Here is a 20,530-nt window from a genome sequence, read left to right on the forward strand (position 1 = left end):
CACCGTATGGGGTCCCGGACCATACTCAAAACGTCCTAGAATCCGCCTTCCCCCGGCTCCCTGGTGTGTCATGTCGGCTCCCCCCTCTTCGTCTGCGGCTGCCCCCCGGGGTGGCCTTGTCGCGCTGGCACTGCTGCTGGTCTACGTGGTCTGGGGCTCGACCTACCTGGGCATCGCCAAGGCCCTGCACGGCGGCGCACTGCCGCTGACGATGGTCTCCGGCAGCCGGTTCATCATTGCCGGCGGCCTGATGTTCCTTGCGCTGCGCCTGTTCTGGAAGCTGCCGAACCCGACCCTGCGGCAGTGGCGCAACCTTGTCATCATGGGCGTGACCATGCTGGTGCTGGGCAACGGCATGGTGGTGCTGGCCGAGCGTGAGGTGTCCTCGGGCCTGGCCGCCACGGCGGTGGCCTCGGTGCCGCTGTGGATGGCGCTGTTCTCGGCGCTGCGCGGCCAGCACGCCAGCCGTGGCGAGTGGCTGGGCATCGCCATCGGTTTCCTGGGCGTGGTCTGGCTCAACGCCGGCAGCAGCCTGACCGCCTCGCCGACCGGGCTGGTGCTGCTGCTGATCGCGCCGATCGGCTGGGCCTTCGGTTCGGTGTGGGCACGCGGGCTGGATCTGCCGGGCCCGTTCATGACCGCTGCCGGGCAGATGCTCTGCGGCGGCGTGCTGCTGGTGCTGATCGGCCTGGCGGTGGGCGAGCGCCCGACCACGCTGCCCGATACCGGTGGCCTGCTGGCGATGGCCTACCTGTGCGTGTTCGGCTCCATCGTCGCGTTCACCGCCTACGTGTGGCTGCTGCAGAACGTGCGCCCCGCGCTGGCGGGCAGCTACGCGTACGTCAATCCGGTGATCGCGGTGCTGCTGGGCGCACTGCTCAACGGTGAACGGTTCGGCTGGCGCGACCTGTTGGCGATGGTGGTGATTCTTCTGGGTGTGGTGGTGCTGACGATGGCAAGGACGAGAAAGAAATGAGCATGGATGAGAAAGAACAACGCCGGGGCCTGCTGGTCACTGCGTCCACCTTCGTGATCTGGGGCCTGGTGCCGGTGTACTGGCACCTGCTCAACGAGGTGCCCTCGTTCCAGATCATCGCCCACCGCATCATCTGGAGCACCGTGCTGGTGCTGGGCTGGCTGCTGATCAGCTCGCGCCTGGGTTGGTGGCAGAAGATCGCCGCGCAGCCGCGCGCGCTGCCGATCCTGCTGGTGTCGAGCCTGACCATCGCCTTCAACTGGGGCCTGTACATCTGGGCGGTCAACGCCGGCCATGTCATCGAGACCAGCCTGGGCTACTTCATCAACCCGCTGGTGAACGTGCTGCTGGGCGTGCTGGTGCTGAAGGAACGCCTGCGCCGCCTGCAGTGGGTTGCGGTGGCAATGGCGGCGGTGGGCGTGGCCTGGCTGACCATCGACGCCGGCACACCGCCGTGGATCGCGCTGGGCCTGGCCTGTTCGTTCGGCCTGTATGGCCTGTTGCGCAAGCTGGTTTCGGTCGACCCGGTGGCCGGCCTGGGCGTGGAAAGCATGTACCTGTTCCTGCCGGCGCTGGCCTTCGCGATCTGGGCCGAGAACGGCCATGGCGGCGCGTTCTTCCATGGCTGGGGCTGGCGCAACGACCTGCTGCTGATCTTCGGCGGCGCAGTCACTGCCGTGCCGCTGATCGGCTTCGCCTACGGCGTGAAGCGCATTCCGCTGTCGCTGGTCGGCATCCTGCAGTACATCGCGCCGAGCCTGCAGCTGCTGCTGGGTGTGTTCTTCTTCCACGAAGCGTTCGACACCGCAAAGGCGATCGGCTTTGCCGCGATCTGGGCCGGCCTGGTGCTGTTCGTCGGCGACAACATCCGCACGATGCGCGCCAAGCGCTAGCGCCGCGTCCGCTCGGCTGACACGTGTGCACAAAAAAGAGCGGCGCCCCGAGGGGCGCCGCTCTGCTTCCATCCACAGCCAGGAGAGAGTTGGCTGTGACGGGAACGCGGTTGCAGGCTTAGAAGCGCTGCTGGTACTTCATGTACATGAAGCGGCCGATGTCGAAGCCACCGTAGTAGGTGAAGCTGCTGTTCGGCTGGCTGTACATGATCGGACCCTGGTGGTCGAACACGTTGTTCACGCCCAGCGACACGGTGCCATCCCACGGCAGGCTGTAGCGCACCTGCAGGTCGTGGAAGGTGTTGGAGCCCACCTTGTTGGTCGGCGATGCACTGGTGTACGACGAACTGAAGCCCGGCAGGTTGCACTCGTCCATGTACGAGCACTTCTCCTTCATGCTGGAGTAGTAGCGCGCGGTCCAGCCGATGCCGAGGTCGCCGTACTGCCAATCCAGGTTGAAGGTCGAGCGGACGCGGAAGTCGCCGCCCCAGCTGGTGCGCTGCTCCACCGGCGTGGTCGCGGCGTTGTCGTTGCGCTGCTTCAGGTAGTCGGTGTAGGTGGTGTTCCAGTTGACGGCGAACTGGCCGAACGTGGTTTCCGGCAGGCGGTAACGCACGTTGATGTCATAGCCGGCGGTTTCGCGGAAACCGGCATTGACCAGCGAGCGGTCCAGGCTGTTGACCTGGCCGTTGCTGCCACGGGTGAAGCGGCCACAGGCGGCGTCCGAACCCTGCACATAGCACTGCTCGAGAATGCTGTTGGTGGTCTCGGAGACGATGGCGTTGTTGATGCGGATCTTCCACCAGTCGAGGCTGACATCCAGGCCGGCCACGAAGTCCGGGCTGTACACCAGGCCCACGGTCCAGGTCTTGGCGGTTTCCGGCTTCAGCGCCGCGTTGGAACCCGAGTTGAAGTCGACGGTCGACTGCTGGCCCGGCTTGGTGGCAACGGTGCCATCGCTGTTGAGCTGGCGGAAGTTGGCCGGCACCTTCAGCGCCTGGCAACGGGCAGCAACGGTCGGGCTGGTGGCCGCGGTACCGAACGAGGTATCGCACGGATCGGTGAACGAATCGCGGGTGCTGACGGTACCGCCGTACAGGTCATCCACGGTCGGCGCACGGAAGCCGGTGCCATAGGTTGCGCGGACCAGCAGGCTGTCGATCGGCTTCCACTTCAGGCCGAACTTGCTGTTGGTGGTCGAGCCGAAGTTGTTGTAATCCGAGTAGCGACCGGCCACGTCCAGCGACAGTTCGCGCGCGAACGGCAGATCGGCCAGCAGTGGCACCTGCAGCTCCAGGTAGACCTCGTTGAGCGAGTAGTCGCCACGGGTCGGCTGGCCGGTGGTGCCGGTAATCTCACCCTTCTGCACCCGCATGTCCGGGGTGTAGCTGGCTTCTTCGCTGCGGTGCTCGAAGCCCATCGCGCCCATGATGTCGCCGGCCGGCAGGGTGAACAGCGAACCGGAGATGTTGGCGCTGGCCACCTTGGTGGTGCTCTTCATCTTGTCGACGAAGCGGGCGAACAGGTAGTCCTGTACGTCCTGGTTGCTCAGCGAGCCAGGGCCGGTATAACCCATCGGCGCAGCCGGGTTCCACGGCACGCAGCCGGCGATCACCGCACCCGGTGAGCCGCAGCGGGCCACGTTGCCATCCATGAAGGACGGGCCGACGGCCTGGTTGACGTGCGGCTGGTACATGCTGCCGGTACCGATGCGCTCGCCTTCATTGCGGTTGTACATGTAGCTGACGTTCCAGTCCCAGTACCGCGAACCGGTTTCGAAGCTGCCTTCCAGGCCGATGCTGGCGCGCTTGGTCTCCAGATTGTTCTCGGTGCCGCGCGGCAGCTCCTCGGAGCGGTGCGCGAACAGCACATCCTGGCCCCACAGGTTGAACGTGCTGTCCTTGGACAGGGCGGCACGGCTGCCGTTGCGCGCCTGGGCGGCGCTGACCGAGTACGGGTAGCCGGCCAGCTGCTTGGTCGATTCGCGCTTGCTGTACAGCGCGTCGGCGACGATGCGCAGGTCGTCGGTGATCGAGAAGCCGCCGTTGGCGAACACCGAGGTGCGCTCCAGGCCGGTCAGCAGGCTCATGTTGGTCTTGCTGTTGGCACCATCGGCCGGATCCGGCGCGTGGAAGTTGCCCTTCTGGCTCGGATCGCCGCCCGGGCCCACGGTCAGGTTCTTGCCACCGACGGTGACGTAGCCCCACGGGGTGTTGCCGTTCAGGTTGTCGGTCGGGTGGCGCGGGCCGTTGGGATAGCGGCTGAACTCGCGATCCTTGCCCAGCACTTCGTCTTCCTTGGTGCGCTCAGCACCCACGGTGAACCAGCCGCGGTCGAAGGTCTTGCCGAAGGTTGCGCTGTAGGAGCGCTTCTGGCCGTCACCCTGGCCGTACTGGCCGACATAGACGCTGGCTTCGCCACCGTCGAAGTTCTTGCGGGTGATGATGTTGACCACGCCGGCGATGGCGTCCGAGCCGTACAGCGCGGACGCGCCATCGGTCAGCACTTCCACGCGCTCGACGATGGCCGACGGAATCGAGGCCAGGTCGGAGTAGCCGCCGGCGCTGACGCCCATGCGGCGGCCGTCGATCAGCACCAGGCTGCGTTCCGGGCCGAGGTTGCGCAGGCTGACGTACATGCCGCCGAAGTCGCGCGAGGAGGTCAGCGAAGACGCGCGGCTCATGCTCGGCGAACCAGCAGCGGGAATGTCCTGCAGGATGTCGGCGACGTTGACGTAGCCCTTCTTCTCGATCTCGGCGCGGTTGAGCGCGATCACCGGCTGTGCGGTCTCGACACTGGCCTGGCGGATGCGCGAGCCGGTGATTTCGATGCGGTCGAGAGTGGTGGTGGCGTCGCCGGTGCTCTGTGCGAAGGCGGGGGTGGTGCAGCTGGCGGCCAGCGCAATGACGATCGCGTTGCGCAGCGGATTGGTTTTCAGGGACATCCGTGAAATCTCGTGCTTCAGAAAAAACATGCGCCCGTTCTGTGGGCGCGTGGGGTGCTGCAAACCAACGTGGGGGCGCGATTCTAGAATGTTTCCATTCGTAACTGTTTATCGCTGTGCCGCGGATGTGCGCGAAAATGAATCGCAACCAACAATCCACAGATGTGATGTGCGCAACGTCACGTGCGTTGCGTTGGCGATGGGCAGAGGCATCGATAGCGGCGGATTTCCCGCAATCTGTAGCAGTGCGTGTGTGCAGGCATCCATCCACGCATGGCGTGGATCTACTGGACGTACTGGTTCATCACCAGGCCCGGCTGCATCGCCCTGAGTAGATCCACGCCATTCGCGGATGACGCGCAAGAAAAAGGGACGGAGCGTTCGCTCCGTCCCCTGCGTGATGCGCAGTCTGTCGCTGCGTGATGCTCAGGTTTCGCGCAGCGCCGTGGTGATGGGTAAACATGCCGCGCGCAGCGCCGGGAACAGGCCGCCGACCAGGCCGATGCCCAGCGCCCATTTCAGGCCGGTCCACAGCAGTTCCGGCGACACATGGAACTTGAACACCACTGCGCTGAAGTTGCTGCCGATGGTGGACACGCTGTAGCCATTGAACAGCAGCCATGCCACTGCACACCCCAGCAGGCCGCCGAGCAGGGCCAGCAGCATCGTCTCCAGCATCACCGCCGTCACCACCGGCAGGCCGCGGAAGCCGATCGCGCGCATGGTGGCGATCTCGCGCGCGCGCGTGGCCACTGCTGCATACATGGTGTTGAGCGCACCGAACACCGCACCCACCGCCATGATGGTGCCGATCACCTTGCCGAGGATGTCGATCAGCTTGGTCAGGCCACCGCCCTGCTTGCTGTAGTACACGCGGGTGGTTTCCACGTCCAGTTTCAGGCGCGGGTCGGCAGCGACGGCGGCCTTGAACTGCTCGAAGCCGGGCTTGCCATCGGTGCGCACGCTGATCGACTGCCACGCACTGCGCTGGTAGGTGGTGGCCAGCGTATCGGCGTCGGTCCACAGTTCCGAATCGTGTGCATCGCCGGTGGCGAACACACCGACCACGGTCCAGGTCTGGTTGCCCAGCGTCAGCGTCTTGCCAACGTCCAGATCGCGGAACTGGCCCTTGGCGCCCTGGCCGACCACGATCTCGCGCAGGCCGGTGGCGAACGTGCGGCCTTCGACGATCTTGACCTTGTCATGCACCGCCCACGCCTGCGGGCCGACGCCGCGGAATTGCGCATTGACGTCGGTACCGTCGGACTTTGACACCAGGTTGACCACCTGCGACAGCTCCGGTGACAGCAACGGCCGGCCTTCGGCATCGCGGCTGATGCCGGGCAGGGTGGACAGCGTGGGTACCTGCTCGCGGGTGATGACCGAGTTGGTTTCGGCCTGCGAGCCGCCACGCAGCACGATGGCAGTGGTGTCATCGCCGGTGTTGTTGAGCGTGGCCTGGAAGCCTTCGCCCATCGCCAGCATCGCCACCAGCACGCCGACCACGCCAGCGATGCCGACCACGATCACCGAGGACGCACCCCAGCGCTGCGGCAGGCTGGCCACGCCGATGCGGGTGGCGGCCAGTGCCAGTCGCCCACCGCGGGTCAGCAGCAGCCACAGGGCCACCAGCACGGCCACGGCCAGCACGCCGATCCACGGCAGGCTGATCCACAGCACCAGGCCGATCACCAGCAGCAGCACCGTCACGCCGTTGCCCAGCCACTTCTTGAGTTTGCTCTTGAACATGTCTGCGTTCTCCTCAGCGGCCGGCCAGTGCGTCGACGATCTTCAGGCGCTTGGCACGCAGCGCCGGCAACAGGCCGACGATGATGCCGATCACCACGATCAGGCCCAGCCCCATCAGCCAGGTCGGCGTCGGCACGTGCGGCGGCAGCATGCCCATGCTCTTCGGCCCGATCGCCGGCAGGATCAGGGCGGCCAGGCCCATGCCGATCAGGCCGCCCAGGCCGATCAGCAGCACCGACTCCACCATCACCAGGGTCAGCACGGTGCTGTCCTTGAAGCCGAGCGTCTTCAGCGTGGCCAGCTCCGGCACGCGTTCGCGCACCGCCTGCGCCATGGTGTTGCCGGTCAACAGCAGCAGGGTGAAGAACACCGCACCCATGATCGACGTAACGATCATGCCGATGTCCGCGAACTGCTTGACGAAGGCCTGCTGGAACGCCGATTCGGTCTGGGTCTTGGTCTCGTGGTCGGAGTTGGCCGAGATCGCATCGATGGCCTGCGCCACCCGCGAGGACTGGTCCGGGTTGTCCAGCGTCACCGTGTACCAGCTCACCTGGTTCTTGATGTAGTCGTTGGATTCATCGAAGTACTTCCAGTTCATCATCAGCTGGCGTTCTTCGTTGGCGGCCAGCGCACGGTCCTTGGAGCGGTAGATGCCCTTCAGCTCCAGCGGCCAGTCGTTGCTGCCGCCACGCGGGAAGATGGTTGCCTGCAGCGGGATGGTGTCGCCGATCTTCCAGCCGAACTGCTTGGCCAGGGTCTCGCCGACGATGGCACCGGTGCGGGTCTGTTTCCAGTCCTCCAGCTGTGCCGGATCGATCTGCAGCTCGCGGTAGACATCGAAGTAGTTGGGTGACACCGAGAAGTTCGGGAAGAAGTTCTTCGGGTCCTGGTAGATGCCGCCGAACCACATGCCGTAGGCCACGTCACGCACGCCGGCCACCTGCCGCACCTGGGCTTCCAGACGGATCGGCAGCGACTGGGTGATCGACAGCCGCGAGGCGACCACCAGCCGGTTGGCGCCTTCCACGCTGCCGCCGGAGGTGAATGCCACGCGTACCGAATCGAGCATGCCGAACAGCAGGAACGCGGCCACCACCGAAAGCAGGGTCAGCAATGTACGGGTGCGGCTGCGGAACAGCTGCGCCCACACCAACGAGAAATATTTCATCGCCGTGGCCTCCGTCAGTGGGCCAGCGGCGCGTCGGCCAGCTCGCCCTTGTCCAGGTGTACCGTGTGCGTGGCGTACTCGGCGGCCTTCGGGTCATGGGTGACCATGATGATGGTCTTGCCGTGCTCGCGGTTGAGCTGCTGCAGCAGGCCGAGGATCTCCTCGGCGGACTGGCGGTCGAGGTCGCCGGTCGGTTCGTCGCAGATCAGGAAAGTCGGGTCGGAGACGATCGCGCGGGCGATCGCCACGCGCTGCTGCTGGCCGCCGGACAGTTCATTCGGGCGGTGGCTGCGGCGGTCGGCCAGGCCGACCAGGGTCAGCGCGATCTCGGCGTTGCGCTTGCGCTGCGCCGCATTGAGATGGGTCAGCAGCAGTGGCAGTTCCACGTTCTTCTGCGCGGTCAGCATCGGCATCAGGTTGTAGAACTGGAACACGAAGCCGACGTGGTGGCTGCGCCAGGTCGACAGCTGGCCGCCACTCATCTGGTCGATGCGCTCGCCTTCGATGCTGATCTCGCCGCCGCTGGGGTTGTCCAGGCCGCCGATCAGGTTGAGCAGGGTGGTCTTGCCTGAGCCGGACGGACCCATCAGCGCAACGAAGTCGCCGCTGGCGATGTCCAGGTCGATGCCGTGCAGCACCTGCACTTTCTCGGGGCCACGCTGGTAGGTCTTGGTGATGTTGCGCAGTGAAACCAGGGTCGACATGGGTGGTTCTCCACGGAAGGCGGGAAACGGGGAAGCGCCACGGCGGGGGCCGCAGGCGTGCGTCGAGCGGTGCTGCCGGCGGCGCCCGTGGGCGCCAGGCCGTTACTGCGCTTGTTTCTGTTGCACCTTGGCGCCATCGCGCAGGGTGTCGGGCGGGTTCACCACCACCGACTCACCCGCGCTGACGCCCTTGAGGATCTGGCGGTCCTTGCCCATCGCCTGGCCGGCCTCGACCGTGCGCTGCTGCACGCGGTTCTGGTCGCCCAGCACGAAGGCCACCGAGGCGCCCTCGCGCTGGACCACGGCGCCCGCCGGCACGCGCACGCCCTGCGGTTTGACCGCCGCCTGCGGCTGCGCCTGCTCCAGGAAGCTGACCCGCACGCCCATCTCCGGCACGATGCGCGGGTCCTTCACCTTCAGTGCCACGCGCACCTTCACCGTGGCCTTGCCGCGGTCGGCGGTGGGGATGATGGCGATCACCTCGCCGGGAATCTTCCACTCCGGATAGGCGTTGAGCGTGGCTTCCACCGGCATCTTCGGCTGCACGCGGCCGATGAAGGCTTCGCCGACCTCGACTTCGATCTCCAGCGAGTCCATGTCGACGATGGTGCCGATGCCGGTGCGGGTGAAGCCGCCGCCGGCCGACAGCGGCGAGACGATTTCGCCGGGCTGCGCGGCCTTGGCGGTGACCACGCCGGAGAACGGCGCGCGCACGATGTTGTTGTCCACGCCCAGGTCGGCGATGGCCAGCTGGTCGTTGGCCACCTTGACGTTGCGCTGTGCGGTGTCCAGCTGTGCACGCAGGCTGTCGCGCTGGGCCACGGCCTGGTCGTACTGCGAGCGCGACACCAGCTGCTGGCCGACCAGCGCCTGCAGGCGGCTGGCCTCGGCGGCGGCCTGCTTCTGCTGTGCCTCCAGCCCGGCCACCTGGCTGCGTGCGGCCTGCAGCTGCGAGGCATACAGGCTGCGCTGCGCGTCGGCATCGATCGGGTCCAGCGTGGCCATGATCTGGCCCTGCTCCACGCGCATGCCTTCCTCGATCATCACCTCGCGCACCTTGCCGGTGATCTTGGCCGACACCGTGGCCATGCGCCGGGCGACTACATAGCCGCTGGCGTCGAGCACCGAACTGCTGGCGTTGCCCTGCTGGATGGCCACCGCCGGCGCGGTTTCCACGTCCACCGCTGGCGTACGCCCGAACAGGGCGAAAGCGACAGCGGCCAGCAACAAGACGACCACGATGATCGCGATCCACAGCCAGCGGCGGCCACCACCACTGCCACTCCCTCCGGAGGCGGGCGGCGGGGACTTGCGGTCGATACGGAGTTCCTTCAACAGCTCGGCAGAAGCGTTCATTCGTTCCATCACAGGCGTTCGGGCGGGTGTGACCGGAAGGGCGGACGGCGGCGGTTCCGGCGGTGGAGCGTGCGGCACAGCATGAAGGCAGGCACAGCGATGACGGCAGTGACAGCTGTCACCCGATGACACTGACGGCGGCAACTGCGAAACGTGACCACGGCGGCACAGGATGGCAACGTCCCCGCTACCGGTACCGCCCATGGATCCGATCGCCCCGTCGCTGGCCCGCCTGCAGCAGGTGCAGGTGCGTTACCGCGACCATACCGCCCTGCATGGCATCGACCTGCAGGTCCGCGCTGGCCAGGTGCTGGCGCTGCTGGGCCGCAACGGTGCCGGCAAGAGTACCGCGATCAGCGTGTTGTTGGGCCTGCGCCGCGCCGATGGCGGGCAGGTCGAACTGCTCGGCGGCGACCCGCAGCAGCGGACCAGCCGTCTCGGCCTGGGCGTGATGCTGCAGAGCACCAGCCTGCCGCCGATGCTGCAGGTGGACGAACTGGTGGCGCAGGCCAGCGCCTGCTATCCCGACCCGATGCCGTTGCAGGAGGTGCTGCAGCGAGCTGGCCTGCAGGCGCTCGCGCGCCGCCGCTACGGCCAGCTGTCAGGTGGCCAGCAGCGCGCCGTGCAGTTCGCCATCGCGCTGTGTGGCCGCCCGCGCGTGCTGTTCCTGGACGAGCCCACCACCGGCCTGGACATCCAGGCGCGGCAGGCGATGTGGCAGGCGATCCGGCAGCTGGTGGCCGAAGGCTGTGGTGTGCTGCTGACCACCCATTACCTGGAGGAAGCCGAAGCGCTGGCGCAGCAGGTGGTGGTGCTGGAGCAGGGCCGGGTCCTGGCCGACGCGCCGCTGAGCGAGCTGCGCCTGGCCGATCGGCCGCGCCGCATCCGCTGCCGCAGCGGGTTGCCCATTGCGGACGTGCAGCAGTGGCCGGGCGTGCAGGAGGTGCAGCGCGACGGCGAGCACCTGCAGCTGCTGGCGAGCCCGGCCGAGCCTGTGGTGGCGCGCCTGCTGGCCGCCGATGCGCAGCTGCGCGAACTGGAAGTACAGGGCGCGGCGCTGGCCGACGCCTTCCTCGACATGACCCGGGAGGCCGCATGAACACCCTTGTCCGTACCACCGGATTGCCGCTGCCTGCATGGCGACAGGCACTACGTCCGTACCGCGCCGAGCTGATGGCCGAACTGCGCCGCGCCTGGCGCACGCCGGCGTTCGCGGTGCCCTCGTTGCTGTTCCCGGTGCTGTTCTATCTGCTGTTCGGCGTGCTGCTGGGGCGCGGTCATGCGCCGTTGTACCTGTTGGCCACCTACTGCGTGTTCGGCGCGATGGCCCCGGCCCTGTTCGGCTTCGGCGTGCAGTTGGCGCTGGATCGTGAAGGCGGCCTGCTGACTCTCAAGCGCGCGCTGCCGATGCCGGCGGCGGCACCGCTGCTGGCACGGCTGGCGATGGCGGTGATGTTCGCGCTGCTGGTGGCGTTACTGCTGATCGGCGTCGCGCGCGTGCTCGGTGGCGTGCAGCTGCAGGCGTTTCAGATGGTGCAGCTGCTGGCGGTGGCGGGCCTGGCGGCGCTGCCGCTGGGGGCGATTGGCCTGCTGATCGGCAGCCATGTCAGTGCCAGCGCGGCACCGGCGATGGTCAATCTGGTCTACCTGCCGCTGGCCCTGTTGTCGGGCCTGTGGCTGCCGTTGTCTGTGCTGCCCACGCTGTTCTCGACGATGGCCCCACTGTGGCCGACCTGGCATCTGGCGCAGCTGGCGCTGCCGGTGGTCGGGCTGCCGTCGGTGGGCAGCCTCGCCGGCCACCTGCTGGTGCTGCTGGCGGTCACGGTGGTGGCGCTGCTGCTGGCGCGCCGTCGCCTGCGCCGGATCGGCTGAACTGGCATGATCGGCAGCGATCGTCCCCGCCTGGATTCTCCCGTGTCGTCGAGCTGGCTTGCGTCCCTGCTGCGCCCCGCACCGGATTCGGCGGTGGCCGAGCTGCTGCGACGTGGCAAGTCGCCCTGGAGCGGAGCGATCCACCTGCTGTGGTCGGTATGGATCTTCCTCACCCCGGTGCTGGGCAATGGCTTCACGCTGCGCTGGCTGCTGCTGACCCTGCTCAGCTATCCGTTGTTCCTGCTGCTCTATGCCAGGGTGATGCTGTCGCCACGGCACCATGGGTGGCGCTATGCGCTGGGCATGATCGTGCTGGCCCTGGTACTGCTGCCCTGGTACCCCTCGGGACTGAGCTACTTCGTGTTCGGCTGCGTGATGATCCGCATGAGCGGGCGCAGCAGCTGGTGGGCGTACCTGCTGCAGCTGACCGCGCTGAACCTGCTGTTCTGCGGCACCGCGCTGTACTTCGGCTATCCGTGGCAGGCCATGGTGTGGATGCCGGCGGTGTCGTTCATCGTCGGGCTGGTGGTGAACGTGGAGGCCCTGAGCCAGCAGCGCGACGTTGCCCTGCAGCTGTCGCAGGACGAGGTGCGGCGACTGGCCACCACCGCCGAGCGCGAGCGTATCGGCCGCGACCTGCACGACCTGCTGGGGCACACGCTGTCGCTGATCACGCTGAAGCTGGAGCTGGCACGCAAGCTCTACGATCGCGATGACGCGCGTGCACGGCAGGAGATCGGCGAGGCCGAGGACATTGCACGCGAAGCGCTGGCACAGGTGCGCAGTGCAGTGACCGGCATCCGCGCCAGCGACCTTGCTGGCGAGCTGGCATCGGCGCGCCTGCTGCTGGAATGCCAGCAGGTACATCTGCAGTACACGGCGCCACCTGCGATGCCGGTGGAGGTGGAGCGCGGGCTGGCGTTGGTGCTGCGCGAGGCGGCGACCAACATCGTGCGCCATGCGCAGGCGACCCGGGTGCAGGTGGATTTCATGCTTGAGGAACGACAGTTGGCGATGCAGATACGCGATGACGGCCGTGGCGGCGTGCAGGCCGAGGGCAATGGGTTGAGTGGCATGCGTGAGCGGGCCGCAGCACTGGGTGGCCAGTTGACGCTGCAGTCGCCGCGCGGGGCGGGCACCGTGCTGACGGTACGCGTGCCGTTGATGGCCGCGACCACGCCGCTGTCGCCCACGTCGTTGGCGCAGGACGGTGCCGCATGATCCGCATCCTGCTGGCCGAAGACCAGGCCATGGTGCGCGGCGCACTGTCGGCGCTGCTGGGCCTGGAGCCGGACATCGAAGTGCTGGGCAGTGCAGCCGATGGCGAGGCCGCCTGGCGGATGTTGCAGCAGCTGCAGCCGGACATCCTCGTGACCGACATCGAGATGCCGGGCCTGAGCGGGCTGGAGCTGGCGCAACGCATCGCCCGCCACGAACTGCCGATCAAGGTGGTGATCGTGACCACCTTCGCCCGCACCGGTTTCCTGCGCCGCGCGCTGGAAGCTGGCGTGCTGGGCTACCTGCTGAAGGACGCACCGGCCGAGAACCTGGCCGACGCCCTGCGCAAGGTGAAGCAGGGCATCCGCGCGATCGACCCGCAGCTGGCACTGGATGCGTGGTCGCAGGCCGACCCGCTGACCGACCGCGAACGCCGCGTGCTGCGGCTGGCGGGCGAGGGCCGCACCGCCAGTGAGATCGCCGAGCAGCTGGGGTTGTCGCACGGTACGGTGCGCAATTACCTGTCCGAGTGCATCGGCAAGCTGGGTGTGGCAAATCGGATCGAGGCGTACCGGCTGGCGCGGCAAAAGGGGTGGTTGTAGGGGCGGCCTGCCTTCCCCGGTGATGTCATTTCCGCGACCGCGGGGGGTGTCACTTTCTTTGCTCGTGCACCACGCTGCAGGAGCAGCGTGGAACGGCGTAGCCGGCCCGCAGGGTGGCGCACATGGATGTGCGCCATCAAGAAAGTAACCAAAGAAACGCTCCGCCGGCCGCGAGCCGGCGCGCTTCGCACGCCGGTGCCCTGCGCTCCTCGGTCCGTCGAGGGACGGTGCGGGAACTCGCTGCGCTCAGACACCCGCACCTCTTCGCCCTCGCCGGACCTGCGGTGCTCGGCTCGCTCAAGGCGGACTGGAAGGTCAAGATCAACGGCAAAGGCATCCACGCATGGCGTGGATCTACTGGGTGCAGCTGCGGTCTTTGATCTGGGTCCGCCTTGAGCGAGCCGAGCATCGCAGGGGAATCAGGGGCGAAGAGGCGCCGGTGTTTGAGCGCAGCGAGTTCGGCGCCGTCCCCTGATTCACCGAGAAGCACAGGGCACCGGTGCGCAGCACCGGCTCGCGCTCTGGCGGCGCGTTTCTTTTGGTTACTTTTCTTTTCGCGCGAAAAGAAAAGTGACACCCCCCGCGGTCGCGGAAACGATCCGCCGGGAACACCCGGCGAACCCTTTCAATCCTTCCCGCGCGCCATCGCCTGGAACACCCCATCACGCCGCACCCACAGGTGGAACAGCGCCGCACCCACGTGCATCAGCACCGTGGCGAACAACACATACGCGAGCAGGCTGTGCGCGTTACGCAACGCGGCATACAGCGCCGGGGTGTGCGGCACGATCGGCGGCAGGTGCAGGCCGCCCCACAGCACGATCGGGTAACCGCCGGCCGACAGCATCGCCCAGCCGATCAGCGGCATCGCCAGCATCAGTGCATACAGCATCCAGTGCGAGGCCTTGGCCGCCATCACCTGCCATACGGGAAGATCCGCCGGCAGCGGTGGCGGGTGATGGCGCAGCCGGTTGTACAGGCGCAACAGCACCAGTACGCCGATGGCGATGCCCAGCGGACGGTGCAGGTCGATCAGCATCGGCCGCAAGTGCAGCGAGGCGACCATGGTCACGCCGATGAACAGCATGGTGATGATCATCAGCGCCATGGACCAGTGCAGCACGCGCGCGAGCAGGTTGAAGTGGCCGTTGCCGGTGCTCATCGTGCGGCCTCCTTCGGTTGCTCGACGTTGCCGGTGGCGCGCTCGCGTTCGCGGCGGTTGAAGGACTGCGAGTACACGGCGGAGCGGGCCGCCAGGATCGGATCGTCACTGCCACGCACGCCACTGGGCAGGATCAGCGGATCGAAGTTGATCTGGCCGCACGCGCCCTGTTCCTGCGACTGCATGCGGTCCAGGCTGAGTACGCCGGCCACCACCTGATCACGCGATTCGGGCCACGGTACCGACGGATCATCGATGGCATCGCCGGGCTCGGCGGTGGTCACGACCAGGTTCCAGCGCACCGGGCCGCTGGCCAGGCGCTGCTGCAGTTCCTGGCTGAGGAAATCGACGCTGGCGTTCTTGCGCGTTTCCGCATCCATCTCGACCACCGGCGCCTGCGGCTGCCAGCGCCAGCGCACCGCGCGTTTCTGGCCCTGCGCGTTGGTGAACCAGAAGCTGTTGACGCTGTTGAAGGTGGTGTCAGCCCAGCTGCTGGTCCACGGCGCAGACTTGGCCCACTGCTGGAACGCTTGTGCACTGGGGTATTTCGCCAGCACCGCGGCCATTTTCTGCGGGTCTGGCTTGCCGGTGGCCGGGTCCGGGATGGAGGCGCGCGTCTGCGCGTAGAACGCCTCGGCGTTGGGCACGGCGAAGAACGGGAAGCTGTTCATCGCCATGCGCCATTCCTGGCCATCATCGCTGACCATCTGTACCGCGAGGCTGCGTACGCGTGCGGTGTTGTCGGCGCCGTAGGGGTCGCCGCCGCCGATCGACAGGCGACCCATCACCGGCACGCGGCGCTGCGAGAACACGCGGGCGCTGGACAGGGTGGGGGCCTGCGCACTGGGTTCGAACCAACCGCTTACACACACGCCCTTGCTGTGCGCACGGCGGAAGCCCGGATGGGCCGGGCCGGTGGCCTCGATGGTGTCGGTGAAGCGCTGCGCGGTCAGGCGGCCGCCAATCCAGCCGGCCAACCAGGCGAAGGCCAGCGCCACCGCACCCAGAATGAGTGCGATCAGTGCGATCCAGAGCAGGGGGGAATGCTTGCGCGGCGCGCCCGGTGTCTGGCCGACGCGGGTGTAGCGGAAGAGCGACATGGTCGGAGTCCTGCCTTCACGGAGCGTGTGGGTGGTCGACCCACACATCCTCGCAGAACCCTTCCAGGCCCGGTATTCAATTTTTCGTCAAGTTTGCCGGGGACGGCGTGCCGACCAAGGTCGGCACCCACCCGATCAGCTGTAGCGCTGCTTCAGCATCGCCCACGCCGAACGCAGCGCCAGTGCTTCACCGCCAGCCGGCCGGCCCGGGCGTTCGCCGTCGTTCCAGGCATACACGTCCAGATGCGCCCAGCGCTGGCCGTCTTCCAGGAAGCGTTCCAGGTACAGCGCGGCGGTGACCGAGCCGGCCATGCGCGAACCGGCGTTGGCCAGGTCGGCGATGCCGCTGCTCAGGTAACGCAGGTAGGGGCGCCACAGCGGCATGCGCCAGACCGGGTCGCGGGTCGCGTCGCCGGCCTGCAGCCACTGCTGCGCCACGCTGTCGTCGTTGCTGAAGAGCGCCGGAAGGTCCGGGCCCAGCGCAATGCGCGCGGCGCCGGTAAGGGTGGCGAAGTCCAGTACCAGGTCCGGCTTCTGTTCGCTGGCGAAGGTCAGCGCATCGCACAGGATCACGCGGCCTTCGGCGTCGGTGTTGTCGATCTCCACGCTCAGGCCCTTGCGGGTGGCGATCACTTCGCCCGGGCGGAAGGCATCGGGGCCGATCGCGTTTTCCACCGCCGGCACCAGCAGGGTCAGGCGCACCGGCAGGCCGCGCGCCATCACCAGGCCGGCCAGGGCCAGTGCATGCGCGGCACCGCCCATGTCCTTCTTCATGTTGCGCATGCCGTCGGCCGGTTTGATGTCCAGGCCGCCGGTATCGAAGCACACGCCCTTGCCGACCAGCACCAGTGCCGGATCGGTGTCCTTGCCCCAGCGCAGCACGACCAGGCGCGGAGCGCGGTGCGAGGCGCGGCCGACGGCATGGATGGCCGGGAAGTTCTGCTTCAGCAGTTCATCGCCGGTGATCGCCTCGACCTGCGCACCGTGCGCATCGGCCAGCGCGCGCGCGGCGTCTTCCAGCTGCTGCGGACCCATGTCTTCGGTCGGGGTGTTAACCCAGTCGCGCACGCGCAGGCTGGCGGCGATCAGGTCGGCCACTTCGCCGGTCGGCTCAGCTACCAGGCGTGCCGGTGCACGGTGGCGCTTGCGGTAGCGATCGAAGCGGTAGCTGCCCAGGCCCCAGCCCAGCTGCAGCAGCGCCAGTTCGGCGGCCGGCAGTTCGCTGGCCAGCTGCCACACGCTGCCTTCCGGCAGGGCATGCGGGGCATGCGAGTAGCTGTAGGCATCGCCACGATCACCCACGCCGATCACCGCACCGGCCAGGCCATCGGCGCCGGGCAGCAACGCCGTGGTGAAGGCACCGGCGGTGAAGCCCTGCGACGCCAGCCATGCCTGGGTGGCGGCTGGCTGGCCGTCCTTCCAGGACGCGAACTGCTCGCGGTCCAGCACGTACAGCGGCAGTGCTGCGGCGGTGTCGGCAGTGAAACCAGTGATCTCGCTCATGCGTCAGGTACTCCGGGGTGCGGCAGCGTCGAGGTTGGCATCCAACCAGTCGGCCAGGCCGGTGAGGGTGTCGAACTGCAGGTCCGGCTGCAGCTGCGGATGGGTCCAGGTGGCTGCTTCGCGGTTGATCCAGCAGCCGCGCAGGCCGGCGGCGATCGCCCCGGCCACGTCCATTTCGGCGTGGTCGCCGACGTGCAGTACCTGTGCCGGCGCAACACCCAGGCGGGTGCAGGCGGCGTGGAAGATGCTCGCCTCCGGCTTGGCCGCGCCGTGTTCGCGCGCGCCCAGCTGGAAGGCGAAATGATGGGCCAGGCCGATCCGCTCCAGATCGGCATTGCCGTTGCTCAGCGCCGCCACCGGCACCCGCGCGGCAATCCGCGCCAGTGCGTCGATCGCATCGGGGTAGCACTCGACCTGGTTGCGCGCGGCGAAGAACACGTCATACGCCGGCTCCAGCAGATCCAGGCTGGCACCACTGGTGTGCAGCGCTTCGTGCAGGGTCAGCCGGCGCAGTGCGCTCAGGTCGTGATGGAGGTGCGGATGGGCGTGGTACAGGCGCTCGCGCAGTTCGCGCATCGCCGCCACCGGATACATCTCGGCCGTGGCGGGGCTGTGCTCACGCATCCACTCGTGCAGGACCAGGTCGATGCGGGCGCCGATCGGAGCGAACGGCCACAGCGTGTCGTCAAGGTCGAGGGTGATGGCTTGGACGGGGAAATTCACCCCGCCATTCTACCCCTGCCCGCGCGGGCTTTCATTCCAGCAGACGCGCCCAGCCCTGCATCCCGTCCAGCCGCGCCAGCACCAGCTTGATGCAGACCAGCAGCGGCACCGCCAGCAGCAGCCCGATCATGCCCCAGGCCCAGCCGAACACCATCAGCGCAAGGATCAGCACCAGTGGCGACAGTTTCATGCGACGGCCCAGCACGATCGGGGTCACCATCTGCCCTTCCAGGGTGTGCAGGCCCAGGTAGGCGGCGGCGGGCAGCAGGGCCTGCAGCGGGTCGCGGAATTCCACGGAGCCCATCAGCAGCATCAGCGCCACGCCGATCAACGGACCCACATACGGAGCGAAATTCAGCAGTGCGGCCACCGTGCCCCACAGCAACGCTTCCTGCAGGCCGATGCCGAGCAGCATCAGCACGCCGGCGAACACCAGCCCGACCAAGGTGTTGATCACGCTGATTGTCAGCACATAGCGCGACACCTCGCGCTCGATCGAACGCAGGATGTCACTGGTGAAGCGCTGCTGCTGACGGTTCGGGAACAAGGCGATCGCCGCGCGTTGCAGGCTCTGCCCGTAGATCATGAAGAACAGGGTCAGCAGCACCACCGCCAGCACCGAGGCGGCCAGCCGCGGCGCACGGGTCAACATGCGGTACGGGTCATCGAGCTGGGCGCGGATCACCTGCACCTTGCGGTTGCTGTCGCCACCGGCAACACGGGCGAAGTTCTCCGCGGCCTGGTTGGCCTGCTGCACCGGCTTGGTCAGGTCCTGCACCTGGCGGGCGATCTTGCGCAGCTGCTGCGGTGCTTCCTGTGCCCATTCCATTGCCGGGCCGATCAACTGCACCGCCAGCGAACCGGTCACGCCCAGGCCCGCGCCGAGGATCAGCAGAGCGCCCAGCGCACGCGGAATCCACAGCTTCTGCAGCAGGCGCAGGATCGGATTGCCGACCAGTGCGAAGAACATCGCCAGCAGCACCGGCAGGATGATGTCCTGTGCCGCCCACAGCGTGTAGCCCACCGCCAGGGTCGCCAGCACCACCAGCGACATCGGTCCGCGTGGACGCGACGGTGGCGGCAACGGGGCGTCGGGCTGTTCGGGGCCGGCCGGTGACGGGGACAGGAGGGACTCGCTCATCGACGCACCAACCGGGAAGGGGAGCGCATTATCCGCCGGCCGCGATCGGCGCGGCGGATTCCATGGATCAACGTTCGGACAGCTCGGTGGCCGCTTCGGCCGGATGCGGTCCGCGCGGGTCCGGCTCTGGCTCCGGCACGGAGCGTGGAGCCGGTGCCGGCCGTGGCTCGGCAGCGGAGGCCGCCGCCTGTGCCTGTTCGCTGGCTTCGTCGGCTTCCTCAGCCGCGTCGTCGGCAGTGGCTGCGGCCTGCGCCGCCATCGCCGTGGCGAACGCCGCCTGTGCACTGGCGAACAGGTTCGAGACCGAACCCACCATCTGCAGCCAGCGGGCACCGTTGACCTTGCCCGGCACTTCCAGCTTGCCGGCGATGAAGCCACCGGCCAAGCCGACCACCACGATGCGCAGCGGCGACCAGCCCTTTCGCCAGACGTCGCTGAGCGTGGACCAGTGGTCCTGGGTTTCGCCCAGGCGCACGGTCACCACCTGTTCGCAGCGTTTCACCCGCCGTTGCAGCGCGCCGAACTTCATGGCTTGCCCTCGGGCAGCTGCACCTCGGCATCGGGATCGTCTTCGCTGGGTTCGTCGAACAGGCCCAGGCGTGACAGCTGGCGCCGGGTAGCGTGCATGCCGGTGTGGTGGAAGAAGTAGGACACCCGCCAGATCGCATAACCGGTGACGGCCAGGCTCAGCAGCGAGGTGATCAGCAGCGCCTGCAGCCAGCTCAGGCCCCAGCTCTGCAGCAGGGCGATGAGGGTGGCGGCCATCAGCAGCCAGGCCGAGGCACCGAACACGATCGCCACGCCGGCCCAGGCCAGCGCGCGACCGAATGCACTACGCGCCAGCGCGAAGTCGGCCGAGGCCAACCGGCGCAGCGAGCGCAGCGTGTGCTTGGCAGAATCGGCAGCGGCACGACCGGCCGCGCCGACTTGGCGGATGCTCTCATCCAGCGGCGGGGTAGCCGCCGGATCAGGCGCTTGCGCGTTGTCTTCGCTCACGCCGCGGCTTACTTGTCGCTGCTGCCGCGGGCCAGCTTGGCGATGATCCAGCCGGCAGCGAAGGCGACACCGAACGAGGCCAGCGGACGTTCACGGATCAGCTCAGCGGCGCTGTCGATCAGGTCCTTGCCCTTGTCCATCAGTGCGTCGACCTGTTCCTTGGCGGCTGCACCACCAAACTCGGCGGCGGCCAGGCCGGACAGCGCGCTGTCGGACAGTTCAGCCTTGACGTTGGCCTTGCCGATGCGCAGTTCGTCGCCGGCTGCGCCGGTTGCACCCTTGATCGCACCGCCGGCGGCCGACGCGGCCTGCTTCAGGTGGGAACCGGCTTCACCCAGGTGTTCCTTCAGGTTCTCGGTATTGGTGGGGCTCATCGAATCACTCCTGTTGCGATGGGGGAATGGGAGTCGGCGGTGCCGA

At 67.6% G+C, this 20,530-nt stretch carries 19 protein-coding genes; 6 read left to right on the forward strand and 13 right to left on the reverse strand.

The features are described 5' to 3' along the window. The first annotated feature begins 70 nt into the window (after positions 1-70). On the forward strand, positions 71-976 hold the full coding sequence (yedA, locus tag ACZK3J_RS01320) for a drug/metabolite exporter YedA (protein ID WP_049462312.1): 906 nt from the start codon (positions 71-73) through the stop codon (positions 974-976). After that, on the forward strand, positions 973-1,869 hold the full coding sequence (gene rarD / locus ACZK3J_RS01325; RefSeq protein WP_032128173.1) for an EamA family transporter RarD: 897 nt from the start codon (positions 973-975) through the stop codon (positions 1,867-1,869). The genes yedA and rarD overlap by 4 nt, the downstream gene beginning before the upstream one ends. A gap of 118 nt (positions 1,870-1,987) precedes the next feature. Here the strand turns inward: rarD and ACZK3J_RS01330 are convergent, their stop codons facing one another. The 5 genes from ACZK3J_RS01330 to ACZK3J_RS01350 form a co-directional block, all read right to left on the reverse strand. Further along, positions 1,988-4,813 carry a TonB-dependent receptor gene (locus tag ACZK3J_RS01330; protein ID WP_049462311.1) on the reverse strand — a complete coding sequence of 942 codons (2,826 nt, stop codon included), beginning with the start codon at positions 4,811-4,813 and terminating at the stop codon, positions 1,988-1,990. Between the two features lie 426 nt (positions 4,814-5,239). Next, the gene (locus ACZK3J_RS01335) at positions 5,240-6,562 is read right to left on the reverse strand and encodes an ABC transporter permease (protein ID WP_478476310.1); all 1,323 of its coding nucleotides are present in this window, start codon (positions 6,560-6,562) and stop codon (positions 5,240-5,242) included. A gap of 13 nt (positions 6,563-6,575) precedes the next feature. Beyond that, positions 6,576-7,733, reverse strand: a complete 1,158-nt coding sequence (locus ACZK3J_RS01340; protein ID WP_032128170.1) for an ABC transporter permease — start codon at positions 7,731-7,733, stop codon at positions 6,576-6,578. Between the two features lie 14 nt (positions 7,734-7,747). Continuing rightward, positions 7,748-8,437 carry an ABC transporter ATP-binding protein gene (locus tag ACZK3J_RS01345; RefSeq protein WP_049399872.1) on the reverse strand — a complete coding sequence of 230 codons (690 nt, stop codon included), beginning with the start codon at positions 8,435-8,437 and terminating at the stop codon, positions 7,748-7,750. A 102-nt stretch (positions 8,438-8,539) separates the two neighbouring features. Further along, positions 8,540-9,793, reverse strand: coding sequence for an efflux RND transporter periplasmic adaptor subunit (locus ACZK3J_RS01350; RefSeq protein WP_478476311.1), 1,254 nt, complete (start codon positions 9,791-9,793; stop codon positions 8,540-8,542). Between the two features lie 202 nt (positions 9,794-9,995). Between ACZK3J_RS01350 and ACZK3J_RS01355 the strand changes: the two genes are divergently transcribed. From ACZK3J_RS01355 to ACZK3J_RS01370, 4 genes are read left to right on the forward strand one after another with little or no spacing between them, the layout of a single operon-like run. Further along, on the forward strand, positions 9,996-10,892 hold the full coding sequence (locus tag ACZK3J_RS01355) for an ABC transporter ATP-binding protein (protein WP_478476312.1): 897 nt from the start codon (positions 9,996-9,998) through the stop codon (positions 10,890-10,892). After that, positions 10,889-11,665, forward strand: coding sequence for an ABC transporter permease (locus ACZK3J_RS01360; protein WP_180838486.1), 777 nt, complete (start codon positions 10,889-10,891; stop codon positions 11,663-11,665). Before ACZK3J_RS01355 ends, ACZK3J_RS01360 begins: the two co-directional genes overlap by 4 nt. 6 nt (positions 11,666-11,671) lie before the next feature. Further along, positions 11,672-12,886 carry a sensor histidine kinase gene (locus tag ACZK3J_RS01365; RefSeq protein ID WP_478476313.1) on the forward strand — a complete coding sequence of 405 codons (1,215 nt, stop codon included), beginning with the start codon at positions 11,672-11,674 and terminating at the stop codon, positions 12,884-12,886. Beyond that, complete coding sequence (locus tag ACZK3J_RS01370) at positions 12,883-13,485, forward strand: response regulator transcription factor (RefSeq protein WP_414577803.1); 603 nt, start codon at positions 12,883-12,885, stop codon at positions 13,483-13,485. Before ACZK3J_RS01365 ends, ACZK3J_RS01370 begins: the two co-directional genes overlap by 4 nt. A 625-nt stretch (positions 13,486-14,110) precedes the next feature. Here the strand turns inward: ACZK3J_RS01370 and ACZK3J_RS01375 are convergent. The 8 genes from ACZK3J_RS01375 to ACZK3J_RS01410 form a co-directional block, all read right to left on the reverse strand. Then, positions 14,111-14,647, reverse strand: coding sequence for a cytochrome b (locus ACZK3J_RS01375; protein WP_478476314.1), 537 nt, complete (start codon positions 14,645-14,647; stop codon positions 14,111-14,113). Further along, positions 14,644-15,747 (reverse strand): catalase family peroxidase, encoded by a 1,104-nt coding sequence (locus ACZK3J_RS01380; protein ID WP_478476315.1) that lies wholly within the window; start codon positions 15,745-15,747, stop codon positions 14,644-14,646. The genes ACZK3J_RS01375 and ACZK3J_RS01380 overlap by 4 nt, the downstream gene beginning before the upstream one ends. A 135-nt stretch (positions 15,748-15,882) precedes the next feature. After that, entirely contained in the window at positions 15,883-17,250 is a 1,368-nt protein-coding gene (locus ACZK3J_RS01385) for a leucyl aminopeptidase family protein (protein ID WP_049398105.1), read from the reverse strand. A gap of 3 nt (positions 17,251-17,253) precedes the next feature. Then, complete coding sequence (locus tag ACZK3J_RS01390; protein ID WP_049398104.1) at positions 17,254-17,973, reverse strand: HAD family hydrolase; 720 nt, start codon at positions 17,971-17,973, stop codon at positions 17,254-17,256. A gap of 31 nt (positions 17,974-18,004) precedes the next feature. Beyond that, entirely contained in the window at positions 18,005-19,114 is a 1,110-nt protein-coding gene (locus tag ACZK3J_RS01395; RefSeq protein WP_478476316.1) for an AI-2E family transporter, read from the reverse strand. Positions 19,115-19,181: 67 nt separating this feature from the next. Then, the gene (locus ACZK3J_RS01400; RefSeq protein ID WP_293794230.1) at positions 19,182-19,643 is read right to left on the reverse strand and encodes a protein sip-5; all 462 of its coding nucleotides are present in this window, start codon (positions 19,641-19,643) and stop codon (positions 19,182-19,184) included. After that, positions 19,640-20,110 (reverse strand): phage holin family protein, encoded by a 471-nt coding sequence (locus ACZK3J_RS01405; RefSeq protein WP_049398102.1) that lies wholly within the window; start codon positions 20,108-20,110, stop codon positions 19,640-19,642. Before ACZK3J_RS01405 ends, ACZK3J_RS01400 begins: the two co-directional genes overlap by 4 nt. Positions 20,111-20,118: 8 nt before the next feature. Continuing rightward, positions 20,119-20,484, reverse strand: a complete 366-nt coding sequence (locus tag ACZK3J_RS01410) for a hypothetical protein (RefSeq protein ID WP_032128158.1) — start codon at positions 20,482-20,484, stop codon at positions 20,119-20,121. Between the last annotated feature and the right edge of the window lie 46 nt (positions 20,485-20,530).

The organism is Stenotrophomonas sp. 86428_Sma (assembly GCF_056481585.1).